Here is a 15,972-nt window from a genome sequence, read left to right as displayed (position 1 = left end):
AAATCATGACCTTTAATCCCGGCAAGAAACTCTACATCTCCGACGTGACACTGCGCGACGGCAGCCACGCCATCCGCCACCAGTACTCCATCAAGAACGTGCAGGACATTGCACGGGCCCTGGACAAGGCCAAGGTCGACAGTATTGAAGTGGCCCACGGCGATGGCCTGCAGGGCTCCAGCTTCAACTACGGCTTCGGCGCCCACACCGACCTGGAGTGGATCGAAGCGGTCGCCGAAGTCACCGAACACGCCAAAATCGCCACCCTGCTGCTGCCCGGCATCGGCACCGTCCACGACCTGGACAATGCCTACAGCGCTGGCGCACGCATCGTACGAGTGGCCACCCACTGCACCGAGGCGGATGTCTCCAGGCAGCACATCGAGCATGCCAGAAAGCTGGGCATGGACACCGTGGGCTTCCTGATGATGAGCCACATGCAGACCCCACAAGGGTTGGCGGAACAGGCCAAGCTGATGGAAGACTACGGCGCCACCTGCCTCTATGTCGTTGACTCCGGCGGTGCCATGAACATGAACGACATCCGCGACCGCTTCCGGGCCCTGAAAGATGTGCTCAAGCCGGAAACCGAAACCGGCATCCACGCCCACCACAACCTGGCCCTCGGTGTGGCCAACTCCATCGTGGCGGTAGAAGAAGGCTGTGACCGTGTTGATGCCTCCCTGGCCGGCATGGGCGCCGGTGCGGGCAACGCGCCGCTGGAAGTGTGCATCGCCGCCTTCGACAAGATGGGCTGGGAGCATGGTACCGATGTGTACGCCCTGATGGACGCCGCTGACGATATCGTTCGGCCGCTGCAGGACCGTCCCGTCAGAGTGGACCGCGAAACCCTGGCCCTGGGCTACGCCGGTGTCTACTCGAGCTTCCTGCGCCACTCCGAAGTGGCGGCGCAGAAATACGGCCTGAAGACCGTGGACATTCTGGTAGAGCTTGGCAAACGCCGCATGGTGGGTGGCCAGGAAGACATGATTGTGGATGTGGCGCTGGATCTGCTGGCGGCACAGAAGGAGCAAAACGCATGAGCAAGACATTAAGTCGCGAACAAATGCTGGCCCTGGCTGAACACGTGGAAAACGCCGAACTGCAGGCCCACGACATCACCAAGGTCACCAACGACTTTCCGGATATGACCTTCGAGGACGCCTACGACGTGCAGTGGGAAATCCGCCGCCGCAAGGAAGAACGGGGCAACAAGATCGTGGGCATGAAAATGGGCCTGACCTCCTGGGCCAAGATGGCCCAGATGGGTGTGGAAACACCGATCTACGGCTTTCTGGCGGATTATTTCAGTGTGCCGGACGGTGGTGTGGTCAACACCAAGGAACTGATCCACCCGAAGATTGAAGCCGAAATCGCTTTTGTTACCAAGGCACCGCTTAAAGGGCCTGGCTGCCATATCGGCCAGGTACTGGCAGCAACGGACTTCGTGATCCCCGCCGTGGAGATCATCGACTCCCGCTACGAGAACTTCAAGTTTGACCTGGTGAACGTGGTCGCCGATAACGCCTCGTCGACCCGCTTTATCACTGGTGGGCAGATGGCCGAAGTGGCGGATGTGGACCTGAAAACCCTGGGTGTGGTGGTCGAGAAGAACGGCGAAGTGGTGGACGTGGGTGCTGGCGCGGCTGTGCTGGGTCATCCAGCCTCAAGCGTCGCCATGCTGGCGAACTTGCTGGCGGAGCGGGGCGAACACATCCCGGCAGGCACCTTCATCATGACCGGGGGTATCACCGCGGCCATCACCGTCGAACCCGGTGACAACATCAGCGTTCGCTACCAGGGCCTGGGAACGGTCACGGCCCGGTTCGTATAAGGAGGTTTTATGCCCGTTGCCCAAATCAACATTCTGGAAGGTCGCACCGACGAGCAAAAAGAGATGCTGATCCACGAGGTAACAGACGCTATTGTCCGCTCCCTCGGAGCGCCGGTTGAAAGTGTTCGCGTCATTCTCAACGAGATGCCCAAGCAACATTTTGGCATCGGCGGGCAGTCAGCAAAAAGACTGGGGCGGTAAGCCCCGGCAATATTGCCGGATTATTTGGATAAGACACATGACAAAACTTCCGGCGTTATTTGTCTCCTGTGACGCTGACAACATTCAGTCCAGTGGACAAGCCTGTTCCGGGCCAGCGCGGATGATCTGGGGCAAGCACTACAAAAGCGTGGTAATAATCAGCTCACGGTGTGATCACAAAACCCCGGAAATCCTTCAGCTTAAAGGTGACGGTGGCACTGCTGGCAGGATAAAGGCACTGCTCTCAGGCCATGGCTTTGAACCGGAAGTGTGTTCACGGGATGTATCGAGCCGGCACCAGCTGTTCCGGGTGCTTTTGGCAGAAGAACCCGGGGAGTTAACGGAGCTCATCCTCAATACCGGTATGAGTGAGTTGGAGTACCGTCCAGTCGGGCGGTGTCTGGAGGTGTTGCGGAAGCAGGATGTTCTTGTGATCTGTCTCGATGACAAGGCATGCCATAGGGAAGCTGATGGTATCTCCCTGCATGACCGGCATTTAAGGGAGTTGCTCAGTGCCTGGGCGCAGGATCAGCGGTGGGGTACAGCGATGTCGTTCAAGGGTGATGCTGCCGGCCCAGCCCAAAATACTCGTCTGGATGACCCGACGGTGTGCCTGCTCAATACCGCGTTTACCCTTGGGGGCTCGCAGTTTCCGCAAAGGATGTTCAGTAGTGGGATGAACAATGTTGCACAGAAGGTCACTGGTTTTGGATGGTTGCAATAATCATGGCAGACGATAACCAGAAACCGCTTGTTCAACGGGGGTTTTTATTGACTGAAACCGCCGCATTGCGCCTGTTGACATTCGTAAAAATTGGCAGAGCTGATTTTTTGTCCAAACGAATTTGCAAAACGATACATGTTTCATTAAATGGATGCGTTTTGGTAAGAACTTGTCCCTAGACGATGAAAAAGCAGGGCAACACGCCGCCCTAAATCCGTCATCCAAACCACTCGGGCTCCCCCAATGAGAAACACCTGAGACTTGAACCACAATAGAACTGCAGTAGGCTCTAAAGCATAGTCAGGAGGATTTCAAGAAACGGGGTATCTTAATTTTGTGTCGCGGTCAAGAGCAATATGCTCCTTTTCGTCAACAGGCCGTGTGACTTTTCGAATGCATTAAGGGGTCTTTCTGATCGTCTCGTCGGAATCGTTGTCAGCGCTCAAGCGATCCAACAGCTCATTCTTCACGCTCAGGTCGGTTTCAAGCTGCTGCACCTTCGCTTTCAGTTGGTCGTTCACGCGCTGCTGCTTTTCAAAGGCAGCCTTTCGTTGGCGTAACGCTACTGTTTGCTGCTCTAGCCGCACCGTTTTGTCGGCCAGACGACGATTTTCGCGATCCCGCTCGTCCAGTTGCTGGATCAACTGATCCGACTGCTTTCGAGCTTCAGTCACCTCCGTGAACACCCGGGTGATCTCCCGGGTGGCCTGGGTCTGTTCGTCGCGTTTCACGGCCAGGGCTTGTTGCAGGTGGCGTTGCTCTTCCTGGACCTGCTGCTCATGCCGACGCTGATCCTGTTCGCGCTGCTCTTTCACGGAGCCGCGATAGTGCTCCAGCGCCTGCCGAGCATGCTTGTGCTTTTCTTCGAGTGAGTTCACCTGGCGTTGCTTGTCCTGAACCTGCTCAGTCAAACTTTCAATGCGCTGGGCCTGTGCGCGGTTATCGCCTTCGAGTTTCGAGAGCGCCTCACGCAGCCCATGGATCTGCGCCTGTAAATCATCCCGCGCCGGAGCCAACACGGTATTTTGCGCCTGGTTTTGCCTGGTCTCAGCGGTCTGTGCCGTCAAGGCTTCCTGTAAGCTGACCACCTCGGCCTGATGGCGGTATCCCGCCTGCTCAATGGTCTCCTGCGCGTCCTGGCGTAATTGCCGAGCCAGTTGGCCTACCAAGTCGGTTACGTGGTTGCTCAGAAGCGCTTCGTCGTCCAGACGGGTGCTTTCACGCGCCTCGATCGCTTTCAGGTGGTTGCTGATGGTGGTCTTTGAGGCGGTGTTGCCCATCTCGGCTCGTATGGCGTCGATGGAGGGGTAAACATTGCGAGCCAGAAGACGTTTACGGGCGTTCTCGACCAGGGGTTGGGTGATGCCACCTCGGGCCATGATCGTGTCCTCATGTTTATTTCGTACTGTAGTACGTATTATGTTATTACGTACTATATACACCAGAAAGATAGTTGGAAAGCACCTCTGTAAAGACATGTGATAATCCAGAGTTATCCATTGTGATACCCATTTCGATAACGATACTAACCAAAGCTCGGTACGATATGACTCGATTTACCGCCCCGGATCAAGGCCGCACCAGGAGATCAAGAATGCACAAACAAGCCGAACCACTCGATCAACCCGTGCGCGATGCAATGGCTAAGACGTCCAAAAAGATGGTTTCAAAGGCAGACAATGAGGCCGTGTGCGAAGCGGCCGAACGCTGGATAAGAGAAGCGACAAGAGCATTGCCGAAATCGGACGACGCTGGTGGACCCAATGACGGTTGATCGGTACGTTCGGGCTGCTACCCGCGACAATACCCGACGAAGCTACCGATCCGCAGTCGAGCATTTTGAGGTGAACTGGGGCGGTTTCTCGCCCGCAACCGCCGACAGCGTCGCTCGCTATCTGGTCTATCATTCCGAAAGGCTTTCTGCCGCCACTCTGAAGCAGCGTCTGGCGGCGCTGGCACGCTGGCACCGGGACCAAGGTTTTCCAGATCCGACGAAAGCTCCTTTAGTACGCACGGTTCTGAAGGGCATTCGCGAAGAGCATCCCTACCGGCAAAAACAAGCAAAGCCGCTGGCCCCCGCTGCCGGTATGTCCTTGTACTTACGGAGGAGCAAGGGGGATCGTCAGGCCGAAGGTCGCCTATACAAGGTGCCAGCTCTGAGGCAGTGCTGTCCCGTGGAGGCCTGTCAGGATTGGTTGGACTTTTTGAACCAGCCCAGCGGTGCGCTATTCAGGGCGATTGATCGCTGGGGAAATATTTCCAATACTTCATTGCACCCGAACAGCATCGTGCCGCTACTGCGCCAGCTTCTGGCCGACGCAGACATTGACGCTGTGGAAGCGTTCAGCAGCCATTCGCTGCGACGCGGTTTTGCCACCTGGGCCAGTGCGTCCGGCTGGGAAATCAAAGCGCTTATGGAGTACGTCGGTTGGCAGGATGCCCAGACTGCCTTGCGATACATGAAGCTAAATCGCCGTTCGAGCAGGCCCTGATGCAAATCCCAACCGAAGTGGCGTCTTCTGTCGGCCAGCCACGCCTGGCGAGCGTATCCGAACCGCGACACCGGGCATTAACCGTCCAGCTCACCCTGGAGCCGCAACGCCCTCGCAGCCGGAAACCCCACCAGGCCCGCACGGTAATCGAAGCCCACTGCCTGAAACCGTTCGAGATGGAACAGCAGAACAATGGAGACTACCACATTGAGGTGCCTGCAACGTCGGATGAGCAGCTGGACGAAATGATGGACGACTTGATCGATGAGACACACCGCATTGCGTCCGACAAAGCCTGCTGGGTGGAGACACTGATCACGGACCCGGCCACCGGGCAAGCATGGGATTGAGCCGGTTATGAGTGCTATTCAGGGAACAGCCTATCCACGGTTTCGGACGGATATCCCGCAACAGGAGCTTGATGCGGTTTACACGCCCACGTCCGGTGAACAGCGCTGGGCTCGTCGGCGCACCAGACAGATCCTGGAGCGCTTCTTTTTACTGCTTCACCTGAAGGCGTATCAGAAACAGGGGTTCTTTTCCTCGTCGGTCGATTTGCCGGGCGATTTGCGCCGTCACATTGCGCAGTGCCTTGGTCTCGACAAACAGCCGACCATACCTGCATCAACTTCTTTTAACACCCCTATGATTTGACATTCTGTATAGCGTGATTTTTTCATAGTCGTCTCCTACATTAATCATTGCAGAAAACTCCAATTAAGTCTGTCTCAGTTTAGGGGAAGTGGACAATGTGGATTGATGAATGTTTAACTTAAAACTATGGGATAGAGCAAAATCGAGCCCAATAGTTGAATCTGAAAAAGCCAACAGCTATATGTGGCTGTACGCGAGTGGCGCTGACTCGCTTAACGGTAATATACCCGATTCAGTGATACCTAATATCGTGCTTTACGACTATCACAATAGTCGCGCTGAGCGCGCGATTAAACCGTTCGTCATCGGCAGAAAAAATTGGCTGTTTAGCCAAACCGCCACGGGCGCAAATGCCAGTGCGGTGCTTTATAGCATCATTGAAACCGCAAAATCCAACTGTAAACCTCCCCTAAAATAGCGGCATACCTTTTTAGAGTTCTTCGGCGTAAACTGAGCCAAGAATGGTGGTATGGAAGCGTCTGATATCAAAAGACTGAAGGATCTTGAAGACGAAAACCGCATGCTTAAAGCGATGTTCGCTGACTTAAGTCTAGAACACCGGATCCTCAAAGATATCGTCGAAAAAAAGCTGTAAAGCCAGCGATAAGGCGTGAGCTTGTTAATTATGCGCGAGAGCAGCATGGTGCCAGTTTACGTCTTGCATGTCGCGCTGTTGGCATCAGTGATTCAGTTTATCGTTACCAGCCTGATCAAACGCGGGATGATAAGGTCATCGCCAAACTAATTGAAACCGCTGAGCGCTATCCGGCCTACGGATTCAGCAAGCTGTACAAAATCCTGTGTTGTTGGGGCCATGGCTGGAATCATAAGCGTGTTCACCGGATTTACTGCAAGCTCAAGCTGAATAAGCGACGCCGTGGAAAGAGCCGTCTGCCAGCCAGAAACCCCGAACCACTGGCCGTTCCGGTTCAGGCTAATCATTGCTGGTCAATGGATTTTATGTGCGACAGCCTGCAATGCGGCAGACGCTTCAGAACGTTCAATCTGGTAGACGATTTCAACCGTGAAGCACTGGCCATCGAAATTGACCTGAATCTGCCATCGCAGCGCGTAGTCAGAGTGTTGGAGCGTATCGTTACCTTTGCGGGGTTATCCCAATAAACTTAGCATGGACAACGGGCCGGAATTCATCTCTGTCACTCTGGCAAGTTGGGCAGAAGAACATGGTATTGATCTGGAATTTATTAAACCCGGTAAACCTACTCAGAATTCCTTTATCGAGAGATTCAACGTAAGCGTCCGGTAATCCCACCTAGCGCTTAGCAAACTGCCATAGTAGTAGCTGCTCGATATCGGCTTCAGGTTTGCTGAGCTGCTCCAAGCTGTCCATGACATACTCGAACACATTGAGGTCGTTAGCTTTCGCCGTTTCAATAATGCTGTAGAGGTTGGCGCTGGCATTGGCACCGGTTGCAGTCTGGCTGAACAGCCAGTTCTTTCTGCCGATGACGAACGGTTTGATTACGCGTTCTGTACGGTTATTGTCGATGGTAAGGTATCCATCGAGTGTGTAACGAACCAACTTATGCCATTGATTGAGGCAGTATTGTATTGCCTCACCCAGTTTGGTTTTCGGTAACACCTGTTGAGCTGATTTTGTCAGCCAGGTTTCAAGCTGATTAAGCAGCGGCAGGCTCTTTTCCTGACGTTGCGCATAGCGGTTTGCCGCGGTTTCTTCTTTTAACTGTGTTTCTACACGGTAGAGTTTCTGGATGTGGTTCAGTGCCCAGTCTGCTTTGCCACTGCCCTTACTGCCCGCGCCTTTTTTCGCCTCCATAAACTTGCGTCTGGCATGGGCCCAGCTTGCGACAGGCTAAGCCTGAGAATAAAGGAGGTAACTATGCTGTAACCAAAATTATTCGTTGAATTCCAGAGGGTTCAACTCCCTCCCGGTAAAAGCTAACCACTGGCCGGAAGCGAGTCTTGCATGGACAACGGTAACGTTATTCGTGAAGCGTAGACAGCAGGTGCTAAAGCCGCGGGATTGAGTCTCGATATCATGTTCACGTTGGAGGCTTCATTTTGTTGGGAATGGGGTCAGTACAGTACATATCGTAATGGTAAGAGATGTATTGTCCGACCGGGATCTATGGCCGGGGCAAAGGTACAGGATGGAATTCTCAGGAACCTGTGAGATCCAGTATTGACCTGAGTATTAATAAGCGTTTGGCTTTAGCTATTAACAAAGCCGGGCTGTCTGGTAACGGCTTCTAATCAGACAGAGCGAACATGAAGCACGCTCAGGAGCTTAAAAGCGAATCCATAAGTGATTAGGTAGTAGATGCTGGAAGTCTTAGTGCGCCATAGTACTGTTGACTTGGGGGAACTCTGCTCAGGAGGACCCTAACGAGGAAAGGGCGCACCATAACTTTTTAACTGTTGATGGGAAACATAAAGGTGCTCAGAAACCGATGATTGTGTCAACGAAACAACAACAGATAGCCAAATTGGCTAAAGAGAAACCGAAACTAGTATTCACATCACTCAATCATCAGCTGGATATTGAGTGGCTATATGAAGCGTATCGGCTCACACGTAAAGATGGCGCAGTTGGCATAGATGGTGAAACAGCACGTGACTATGAACAGCACTTGGATGCAAATCTGCAATCATTGCTTGAACGAGTCAAGTCTGGACGCTATCGAGCGCCTGCTATTCGTCGCGTGTTTATTCCCAAGGGCGATGGCAAGCTGCGTCCACTTGGGATCCCCACATTTGAAGACAAGCTTGTTCAACGTGCTGTTGTAATGCTACTGGAGCCAATATACGAACAGACGTTCTATGACTGTTCATTTGGTTTTCGACCGGGCTACTCTGCGCACCAAGCGCTACAAAGTCTTCGTAATCACATCATGGATGACGGGGGGAAGTGGGTACTAGACGTGGATATACAGCAGTATTTCGATACCATTGAACATACTCAGTTGAGAAACTTTTTAGACCAACGAGTGACGGATGGCGTTATTCGTAAAATGATAGACAAATGGTTAAAAGCCGGTGTGATGGATGGGAGTAAACTAAAGAAGTCTGTAATCGGGACGCCACAAGGCGGTGTTATTTCTCCTTTGCTAGCAAATATATACTTGCACTATGTATTGGATGAATGGTTTGCCAATACGGTTAAACCTCGCATGCGTGGGCGTTCAAGTTTGACTCGGTTTGCGGACGATTTTGTTATGGTGTTCGAACATTACGAGGATTGTTATCGTGTTCAACAAGTCTTAACCAAACGCTTTACGCGTTATGGGCTGACACTGCACCCTGACAAAACTCGCCGCGTAGATTTTCGATTTCGGTATCGAAAAACGAATATCCAACGCGGTAAGTGCGTTAATTTTGATTTTCTAGGCTTTACCCATTACTGGGGGCGGTCTCGACGTGGTCACTTTGTTGTTTGTCAAAAGACAGCGAAGAATAGGCTCGCTCGAACACTAAAGGCATTTAATGTGCTGTGCCAAAAGATGCGCCATAAACCGCTGGATTTGCAGTGGGAATGGTTAAATCGAAGGCTAGTGGGACACTTTGTCTACTTTGGGATCACTGGAAACATAAAATCACTTAAACGTCTCCACCATAAAGTGGAGCGTCTGTGGCATAAGTGGCTAGGTCGCCGTTCTAGGAAAAGTTACATTCCTTGGGTACGATTCACGCTATTGCTTAAACGCTTCCCATTGGCGATTCCAAGGATCTATCATCGTTATGTTTAATGAGCTACGCAGCGAATAAACTGTTATGAAGAACCGGATGCGTTAATTGCGCTCGTCCGGGTCTGTGAGGGGTGAGGGCAGTAATGTCCTCATCTACTCGGAAGCCCACTAAGGTGGCTTGTGTTTGTTCATAGCCCTGATAGCCATCCACTTGCAGGTAACCGTGATAACCGCCAAGGAAGTCCACGGCACATTGTCCGGCACGACTATTGTGATAATCGTACAGCACGATATTATGTATCGCTGAACCGGTAATGGTCGCTTGCGGTGAATCTACACCAGTAGCATACAGCCACATGTAGCTCGTCGATTTACCGGAATCGACAACCTTCAGCGTGGTTTCATCCGCCTGGATAACCGGTTGTTGTATCAGGTGTTGATGAAGCCAGTCGTAGAGCGGTTTAAATAGCTCAGCACAACGGATTATCCAGTCCGCCATGGTCTTGCGGCTTATTTCGATACCGTGTTGTTTGAACATGGCTTCCTGCCGGTAGAGCGGCAGACCATACTGGTATTTGCTGGTGATTATCTGACTTAACAGGCTTGTTGCATAGCCTTTGGGAATAACACAGTGTGGCACTTGCGCTTGCTTTAGCGTGTTGCTGATACCCTCTTTTTCGCAGGAGCGACACGCATACTTCGGACGTACATGCTCAATCACCTTCACCTGAGCAGGGATAAACTGAAGCTTCTCAGATTTATCTTTGCCGATGCAGTGCAATGTACCTGCGCAGCAATCGCAGACTTTATCTTCATCGGGAATATCATGGATGATAACTTCACGCGGCAAGTCTTCAGGCAACGGGTTGCGCTTAGGTTTACTGCGTGTGTAGCTGATAGTTTCCTGCTCTGCCGACACATTCTCAGCAGCCAGTTCCTCCACCTCATTAAACAGTTCGCCCTGACCAGGGTGGCCTTCGGTGCTTTTACCGATCTGTTTATTCTGGGCAATGCGGAACTGCTCTTCCAAATAAGCAATTCTAGCGTCTCTTTCTTCAAGAAGCGCCTCTAATTCAGCGATGCGGTGTTGATAATCATCGGTAGTCATACAGATATTATCGCGCATTAAAGCACTGATTACATGACATTATTCAGATTGTTTTGTGATCGATAATCGCTGCTTATGGTCACCGGTTATAAGCCGGATATCGTTTAATTCAAAGCCTGAAAATAACCACTGCAACTGTTGTTCACTCAGGTGCATGTGCTGTAATTCAGCATCACTTGGCCATTTAAAGCGGTGCTTTTGTCGAGTAGCCAGACCCGATTACTCGAGCCCAGCCCTCTAAGAACGGTACGTGCGAGTTTCCCCGCATACCGCTCAAGTCGTTATAACGCCATGTAGGATGGCGCAGCAGTATTTTTACTTTTATGAATGCTGTTATGGCAAGAAGGGTGTACAACCACGGTATTACTCGTCTTATTATCACCACCTAAATATAAAGGCACTAGGCGGTGAATATTCCAACCAGTTTTAGCCGTTATTTTCCTTTTGCAATACAAACACTCACCATTTTGACGTGATAATAATCTATGCAGGCGTTCTTTGTTGCGAGAATTTATTAACACATCAAGCCGAGATTCAAAGTAAGTTTCATGTGTCGGATCGTAAGGGTTTGCATCGGAATTGATTTTTGGATGTCGCACAATCGGTATTGCTGCTAACCGAAATAAGGCTATTTGTTTATCACCGGTGCAGAATGTCCAATTACGCGCACCAACAGAGTGGAAGTATCTAGCCCTAATCCAGTGTTTTCCTTTTCTAGGATGTCTACGACATGCCCATTTCCAGAGTAGCAACCATATATCAGAGTCAATCTTGCAAAATACTTCCTTTGCGACACTGTGTCGGTGATAATTACACCAACCTCTTAATATTGGATTAAGCTGAAAGATTAGCCTGTCTTGTCGAGTAGAGCGATATTTGGTGATCGTAAGTCTCAACTTATTCATCAAATGTAGAACGCTTTTGCTACTGGGTTTGACCAGTAATTTGCCATTATACTTTCTGAGATTTTGACCAAGAAAATCAAAACCCTCTGATATATGCCTAACGTGCGTTTTTTCTGGCGATAATGCCAAACCACGTTGGGACATAAATTCATTAATACAAGGCAATATTGTATCTACCAAAAACGCTTGAGAATGAGCCGTTACAACAAAATCATCAGCATATCTGATTACAGAGACTCTCTTAACATTAGAACGAATTTCACGGTGCTTACCTCTTTTAACACCTGAAGCTTCTTCAATTGTTCCTTGCAGTTGATTCAATACCATATTCATTAACGTCGGCGAGATTATCCCTCCTTGCGGTGTTCCTGCAAGTGTTGGATATACCTTGCCAGACTCCATGAAGCCGGCATTCAACCACTGTGAAAGGATTGGTTTGTCAATGTTTAAGTGCTTTAGCATCCATTCATGGCTGATATTATCGAAGCATCCTTTAATATCTGCATCAAGCACCCATTCTCCCGCACCTTTGCGACACAATACTTTGAAGCATTGTTCGATCGCATCAGCGCAAGATCTTTGTTTTCGAAAACCAAAAGAATTGCCGTCACTGTTTGTCTCCACTTCTGGCTCAACGGCTAGCAAATACAGTGCTTGCATCCCACGATCCAGCATTGTGGGGATACCGAGAGGTCTTCTCTGCCCATTCGACTTTGGAATAAAGACTCGCCTTAATGGACTTGCCTTGTATCCAGAGCGTTTGAGCGATGAGATTGCTCGCCATTTTTTAGTAGCACTTTGCCATGTTTCGCCATCAATACCAGACGTTTTACGCCCTTTGTTCTCCGTTACTTGTTTAACCGCAAGGGCTTTCGCATAAAAGGAATGAGTCAATAACCATTGCAGACTTTTAACTTTCCCTTTTCTCCCTTGCTTTACTGCTTTCACAATACGCGCTTGCAATGATCCTACGTAGCGCTTTGCAGCCTTCCAATCGATGTTAGACCAGCATTGCGCTTCGTTTATAGGTGCACATTGTTCATAAGAGCAATTCATTTGCATTCCTAAGCTAAAATCTTATTACAAATTTCTTGTGATTAACCACTCGATGGAAGTGGGCTATGCTTTCGCATGATGTCACGTTCAATACATCTATCCTTGCCATTACAGCAAGGCATTCGCTTTCTCCATCGTCCTTTACCCGCATGCCCGTCATTCATTCTTACGAAGAAACTACCTCAACGAGGGAGCATACGGGCTTACCAAGTTCCACTTTATTCACATAATGGGTTAGTGTCAGTCAATCCGCCGGGGGCACATTAAATTGCGTAACATGAGACTAGAGCATGTTAACTTGTCCACCACACCTTTTGGTTCAAGCTTGTCAGCATCTTTAGCTTGTTTATAATGACGACAGTTAAAACTGTTCAGTTAATTACACATACCATTAATTCCTAGGGCCCAACCGCATGATGCTTGCAGTTTGTTCAACATCACTGTTGAACTTAAGGCTACATTGTCTTTCGAGCTTCACACCTCACCATTGCTAGTAACGCATGTCGAAATAGGAAACCTTCGGCAATACGAAGGGTTGAATCAAAGTTCAACAGTAAACAAAGCGACTTCTTGTCGCACCAAGACGCTTATACCACAGGGCAAAGCCGGTTTTATCCCAGTACAACACCTTCAGTTTATCCCGCTTTTTATTACAGAAGACAAACAGTGCATCTCGGAACGGATTGAGTTCCATCTGTTGCTCAACCACCACAATCAGAACGTTAATAGATTTACGGAAGTCGACATTATCCAGATAAAGATAAATGTCAGAAGGCTCGACGAACATCCTCATTCGTTCAGCGCCTTCATCAGGCTGGCCAGCCAGTGGGGGCTGACATTGACGGGTAGACGCAATGTCGAAGAGGCGCATTCCAGCGTTAGCGCCTGAAGGTCATCTTCGACACGGGACTCATAGGTGGTGACTTCGCGCTTAACGCGAACAAACTTATTGTTGGTTACCCACACTCACGGTTTAATTCACTAATACCACAGGCCTAAAGAAATAATAAACGTATTAATTATTTAAACGTTTCTACGCGCCTACCGGACATATCTGTGGGGGGAATATATAGAAGCGGACCTAATTGCCGGATGACCAATAACCTCTGTCCAATAACGTCGAACCGTTCTCTCGCTCCGGCCACAAATCGCAGCTACAGATACTTGAGTAGGGGTGACATTTTGAGTTAGAAGCTCCCTAGCAGCGCGTAGGATTCGACTTAGAGTTGATTCAGCTTTCTTCTTGGCCGTTGACTCAGCCGCAGCTTGTCTAGCGGCCTTAACTTCTTCAGGATTGAGTTTGGCTTTGTCCTGGTATAGAAATGAAACATCCATACCCAGTTGGCGTTCCAGATAGTCTGCTATCGAGTCCTTTTTGTATTTGTACAGCGTTGTTTTCGCCGTCTTCAGGTACTTATTGAGCTCTTCATCCGTTAGGCCAATATGACGTTCATTGAGTTGTCTCACGCGCTGATATGCAGCTTCCTCATCCTGAATGTGTCTTAGCGCCACAAATAATATAAATGCCGTACTATCGCGCATACCCTCTTTCACAGGGTTCGCATTTATATGTTGAAGAATGTGCGTATATATCTTGAACCACCACTGTCCAATAGTATGTTTACCGCTATTAGGCCTCTTATATTCATTAAGGTCTTTGTGACGTGCTCCAATAGATTCACACACCCAGTTAAGAGATAATTCTCACAACTGGAGTGTATATGAAAACGCGAAAAAGCTATTCAAAAGAATTCAAATTAGACGCCGTGAGTTTGGTCACTGACCAAAACTACAAAATTGCTGAGGCAGCACGAAGCCTAGGGATCAGTGCCAATATGCTTGGTCGTTGGGTTAAAGAGCAGGATTCTGAAGGAGCTCACGCTTTCCGCGGAAATGGCAGGCTTACACCTGAGCAAGAGGAGATCCGCCGTCTCAGGGAAGAAAACAAACGCCTGAAAATTTCTTTCTCCATGCGCAGGGTTTTGACTTCCTGACGAAGCCGCTTCAGCTCTTCAAGCTCTGTTTCTGTAGGCTTCGACTCACTGGCTGATTGCTCCTGTTTTTCCTTCCACCGGTAGAGCAGGTTGGTGGCAATACCCAGAGACTTCGCAGCCTCTGGTACTGTGTAACCTTGCTCGGTTACGAGCGCAACGGCTTCTTCCTTAAATTCTGGCGGATACTGCTTGTAACTGCGTTTCTGACTCATGGTTAGCACCTCTGTTATTGAAGAGTTTATCTCTTCTTGAGGTGTCCGGGATATTCAACCAGAACAGTTTCTTCAGGCGGCTGTTGCCGGTCAGGCCGAACAGAAAATCCGTGTACGGATCGTCAAGCGCCAGCTGCATCAATTCCACGTTGGCAAAATGAGCGTCACCACGCAGCAGGATGCGGGTCTCGTGCCAGTGCTGGCGCAGCCGCTTGAGCACCCGCTTAAGGATCATCGCGTTTTCTGCCCCCTTCGGGCGCTTGCCGGGGCGCAGTGCAGCGGTAATGAACTTGCCCGACAGGCCTTCGAACAGAAACAGCGGCAAGTAGCAGTGGCTCTGGTAATGGTGATTGTAAAACGCCAACTCCTGCTGGCCATGAGTCCGGTCTTCGGAGTGATCCATGTCTAGCACGATCATCTCTGGGGGCTTGCCGTAGCTGGCGACAAACTGCTCTACAAAGGCCTCGGCCAGGCGGTAAAGGTCGCGGGTGTTAACGGCATTTTCCAGACGCGAGAACGTGGGTGCGCTGGCCAGGTCCTGCTCTGCCTCAAGCGGTTTGCGCTCGGCGCCGAGCTTGAACATCGGGTCACGGCGCAGCGCGTTGGCGTCATTGGCATCGGCATAGCCGCAAGCGATCTGGAAGATCCGCTGGGTCAGCAGATCATCAAGCGAGTGGTCGATGTAAGAGGCGTGACGGCGGTCGTCGATGGCCTGGGCCAGTCGATGAACCAGGCCGATCTGCTGGTCCACCCCGCGCAGCAGCAGGGGGCCAAAGTCGGATGACAACGCTCCGCCCTCAAAATCAGCGCGTATGGTAAAGCCGGCAAAGGGAGGAAAGCGCAGTTGAGTTGGGATAGAATTGGACATGGGCGAACCTTGTTTAGCTTCTTCCGAAGCGTTATTGGCGTAACTCCCATTATATCAATGGGTTAAGCAAGGTTCGCCTTTTTTATGAATTTTTCGGGCTAGGAAATTTTACTGAATGACAACCTGACTTGGTCACTTTCCGCCATACATCGCTCATTTCATTGAATTCTTATCCGGGCCTCAGGGAGCAGTTCAGGCTCTTGCCTGGATGCCGTAGATAGTCCTATGCTTTCGAAAATATGGACGTTGCAGTATC

The 15,972-nt window shown here is 50.4% G+C and carries 14 protein-coding genes and 6 pseudogenes; 12 read left to right on the top strand and 8 right to left on the bottom strand.

Annotated features, from left to right (window positions below; translation table 11 throughout):
- The first annotated feature begins 5 nt into the window (after positions 1–5).
- From dmpG to KIU71_RS17230, 4 genes are read left to right on the top strand one after another with little or no spacing between them, the layout of a single operon-like run.
- Positions 6–1,043, top strand: coding sequence for a 4-hydroxy-2-oxovalerate aldolase (gene dmpG / locus KIU71_RS17245; RefSeq protein WP_156087413.1), 1,038 nt, complete (start codon positions 6–8; stop codon positions 1,041–1,043).
- Positions 1,040–1,834, top strand: coding sequence for a 2-oxo-3-hexenedioate decarboxylase (dmpH, locus tag KIU71_RS17240; protein ID WP_156087414.1), 795 nt, complete (start codon positions 1,040–1,042; stop codon positions 1,832–1,834). Before dmpG ends, dmpH begins: the two co-directional genes overlap by 4 nt.
- A 9-nt stretch (positions 1,835–1,843) precedes the next feature.
- Entirely contained in the window at positions 1,844–2,035 is a 192-nt protein-coding gene (locus KIU71_RS17235; RefSeq protein ID WP_156087415.1) for a 2-hydroxymuconate tautomerase, read from the top strand.
- A 37-nt stretch (positions 2,036–2,072) separates the two neighbouring features.
- Positions 2,073–2,759 carry a hypothetical protein gene (locus tag KIU71_RS17230; protein ID WP_156087416.1) on the top strand — a complete coding sequence of 229 codons (687 nt, stop codon included), beginning with the start codon at positions 2,073–2,075 and terminating at the stop codon, positions 2,757–2,759.
- A 398-nt stretch (positions 2,760–3,157) separates the two neighbouring features.
- Here the strand turns inward: KIU71_RS17230 and KIU71_RS17225 are convergent, their stop codons facing one another.
- On the bottom strand, positions 3,158–4,138 hold the full coding sequence (locus KIU71_RS17225) for a DNA-binding protein (protein WP_197044463.1): 981 nt from the start codon (positions 4,136–4,138) through the stop codon (positions 3,158–3,160).
- A gap of 215 nt (positions 4,139–4,353) precedes the next feature.
- Between KIU71_RS17225 and KIU71_RS17220 the strand changes: the two genes are divergently transcribed.
- The 6 genes and pseudogenes from KIU71_RS17220 to KIU71_RS17200 all read left to right on the top strand — a co-directional run.
- Positions 4,354–4,533 (top strand): hypothetical protein, encoded by a 180-nt coding sequence (locus tag KIU71_RS17220; protein ID WP_156087418.1) that lies wholly within the window; start codon positions 4,354–4,356, stop codon positions 4,531–4,533.
- A complete protein-coding gene (locus KIU71_RS17215; RefSeq protein WP_231506621.1) occupies positions 4,523–5,251 on the top strand; it encodes a tyrosine-type recombinase/integrase in 729 nt (242 codons plus the stop codon). Before KIU71_RS17220 ends, KIU71_RS17215 begins: the two co-directional genes overlap by 11 nt.
- A gap of 176 nt (positions 5,252–5,427) precedes the next feature.
- Positions 5,428–5,601, top strand: coding sequence for a hypothetical protein (locus KIU71_RS17910; RefSeq protein WP_250207616.1), 174 nt, complete (start codon positions 5,428–5,430; stop codon positions 5,599–5,601).
- A gap of 7 nt (positions 5,602–5,608) precedes the next feature.
- A pseudogene (locus tag KIU71_RS17210) lies at positions 5,609–5,848 on the top strand (DUF4158 domain-containing protein); the annotation flags it as partial.
- Positions 5,849–6,173: 325 nt separating this feature from the next.
- Positions 6,174–6,302: pseudogene (locus KIU71_RS17205) on the top strand (IS66 family transposase); the annotation flags it as partial.
- Between the two features lie 57 nt (positions 6,303–6,359).
- Positions 6,360–7,169 (top strand): annotated as a pseudogene (locus KIU71_RS17200) (IS3 family transposase); the annotation flags it as partial.
- Positions 7,170–7,178: 9 nt separating this feature from the next.
- Here the strand turns inward: KIU71_RS17200 and tnpC (KIU71_RS17195) are convergent.
- Positions 7,179–7,736, bottom strand: a pseudogene (gene tnpC / locus KIU71_RS17195) (IS66 family transposase); the annotation flags it as partial.
- 601 nt (positions 7,737–8,337) lie between these two features.
- On the opposite strand from tnpC (KIU71_RS17195), the gene ltrA (KIU71_RS17190) reads away from it, so the two are divergent.
- Positions 8,338–9,633 carry a group II intron reverse transcriptase/maturase gene (gene ltrA / locus KIU71_RS17190; protein WP_156087420.1) on the top strand — a complete coding sequence of 432 codons (1,296 nt, stop codon included), beginning with the start codon at positions 8,338–8,340 and terminating at the stop codon, positions 9,631–9,633.
- Positions 9,634–9,736: 103 nt separating this feature from the next.
- Here ltrA (KIU71_RS17190) and tnpC (KIU71_RS17185) read toward each other — a convergent pair.
- The 4 genes and pseudogenes from tnpC (KIU71_RS17185) to KIU71_RS17170 form a co-directional block, all read right to left on the bottom strand.
- A pseudogene (gene tnpC, locus KIU71_RS17185) lies at positions 9,737–10,681 on the bottom strand (IS66 family transposase); the annotation flags it as partial.
- Positions 10,682–10,962: 281 nt separating this feature from the next.
- A complete protein-coding gene (gene ltrA / locus KIU71_RS17180; RefSeq protein ID WP_156087421.1) occupies positions 10,963–12,642 on the bottom strand; it encodes a group II intron reverse transcriptase/maturase in 1,680 nt (559 codons plus the stop codon).
- 547 nt (positions 12,643–13,189) lie between these two features.
- A complete protein-coding gene (tnpB, locus tag KIU71_RS17175) occupies positions 13,190–13,513 on the bottom strand; it encodes an IS66 family insertion sequence element accessory protein TnpB (protein WP_156087422.1) in 324 nt (107 codons plus the stop codon).
- A 170-nt stretch (positions 13,514–13,683) separates the two neighbouring features.
- The gene (locus KIU71_RS17170; protein ID WP_214132574.1) at positions 13,684–14,196 is read right to left on the bottom strand and encodes a hypothetical protein; all 513 of its coding nucleotides are present in this window, start codon (positions 14,194–14,196) and stop codon (positions 13,684–13,686) included.
- Between the two features lie 167 nt (positions 14,197–14,363).
- Between KIU71_RS17170 and KIU71_RS17165 the strand changes: the two are divergent.
- Positions 14,364–14,603, top strand: a pseudogene (locus KIU71_RS17165) (transposase); the annotation flags it as partial.
- Here KIU71_RS17165 and KIU71_RS17160 read toward each other — a convergent pair.
- Complete coding sequence (locus KIU71_RS17160; protein WP_156087424.1) at positions 14,519–14,848, bottom strand: transposase; 330 nt, start codon at positions 14,846–14,848, stop codon at positions 14,519–14,521. The pseudogene KIU71_RS17165 and the gene KIU71_RS17160 sit on opposite strands and share 85 nt — an antisense overlap.
- Entirely contained in the window at positions 14,805–15,716 is a 912-nt protein-coding gene (locus tag KIU71_RS17155) for an IS1380 family transposase (protein ID WP_336132191.1), read from the bottom strand. Before KIU71_RS17155 ends, KIU71_RS17160 begins: the two co-directional genes overlap by 44 nt.
- Between the last annotated feature and the right edge of the window lie 256 nt (positions 15,717–15,972).

Origin of the sequence: Alteromonas oceanisediminis (assembly GCF_018474025.1) — a bacterium.
Taxonomy (GTDB): domain Bacteria; phylum Pseudomonadota; class Gammaproteobacteria; order Enterobacterales; family Alteromonadaceae; genus Alteromonas_E; species Alteromonas_E oceanisediminis.
The sequence above is the reverse complement of the archived record's forward strand: the minus strand, read 5'-3'. Positions and strand labels throughout refer to the sequence as shown.

Excerpts from the sequence above, each read along its gene's own strand:
- KIU71_RS17220 (WP_156087418.1), top strand. The coding sequence starts at position 4,354 with ATGCACAAACAAGCCGAACCACTCGATCAACCCGTGCGCGATGCAATG.
- tnpB (WP_156087422.1), bottom strand. The coding sequence starts at position 13,513 with ATGCGCCTCTTCGACATTGCGTCTACCCGTCAATGTCAGCCCCCACTG.
- dmpH (WP_156087414.1), top strand. The coding sequence starts at position 1,040 with ATGAGCAAGACATTAAGTCGCGAACAAATGCTGGCCCTGGCTGAACAC.
- KIU71_RS17160 (WP_156087424.1), bottom strand. The coding sequence starts at position 14,848 with ATGAGTCAGAAACGCAGTTACAAGCAGTATCCGCCAGAATTTAAGGAA.
- ltrA (WP_156087420.1), top strand. The coding sequence starts at position 8,338 with ATGATTGTGTCAACGAAACAACAACAGATAGCCAAATTGGCTAAAGAG.
- KIU71_RS17230 (WP_156087416.1), top strand. The coding sequence starts at position 2,073 with ATGACAAAACTTCCGGCGTTATTTGTCTCCTGTGACGCTGACAACATT.
- KIU71_RS17235 (WP_156087415.1), top strand. The coding sequence starts at position 1,844 with ATGCCCGTTGCCCAAATCAACATTCTGGAAGGTCGCACCGACGAGCAA.
- KIU71_RS17155 (WP_336132191.1), bottom strand. The coding sequence starts at position 15,716 with ATGTCCAATTCTATCCCAACTCAACTGCGCTTTCCTCCCTTTGCCGGC.
- KIU71_RS17215 (WP_231506621.1), top strand. The coding sequence starts at position 4,523 with ATGACGGTTGATCGGTACGTTCGGGCTGCTACCCGCGACAATACCCGA.
- KIU71_RS17225 (WP_197044463.1), bottom strand. The coding sequence starts at position 4,138 with ATGGCCCGAGGTGGCATCACCCAACCCCTGGTCGAGAACGCCCGTAAA.
- ltrA (WP_156087421.1), bottom strand. The coding sequence starts at position 12,642 with ATGAATTGCTCTTATGAACAATGTGCACCTATAAACGAAGCGCAATGC.
- KIU71_RS17910 (WP_250207616.1), top strand. The coding sequence starts at position 5,428 with ATGGAACAGCAGAACAATGGAGACTACCACATTGAGGTGCCTGCAACG.
- dmpG (WP_156087413.1), top strand. The coding sequence starts at position 6 with ATGACCTTTAATCCCGGCAAGAAACTCTACATCTCCGACGTGACACTG.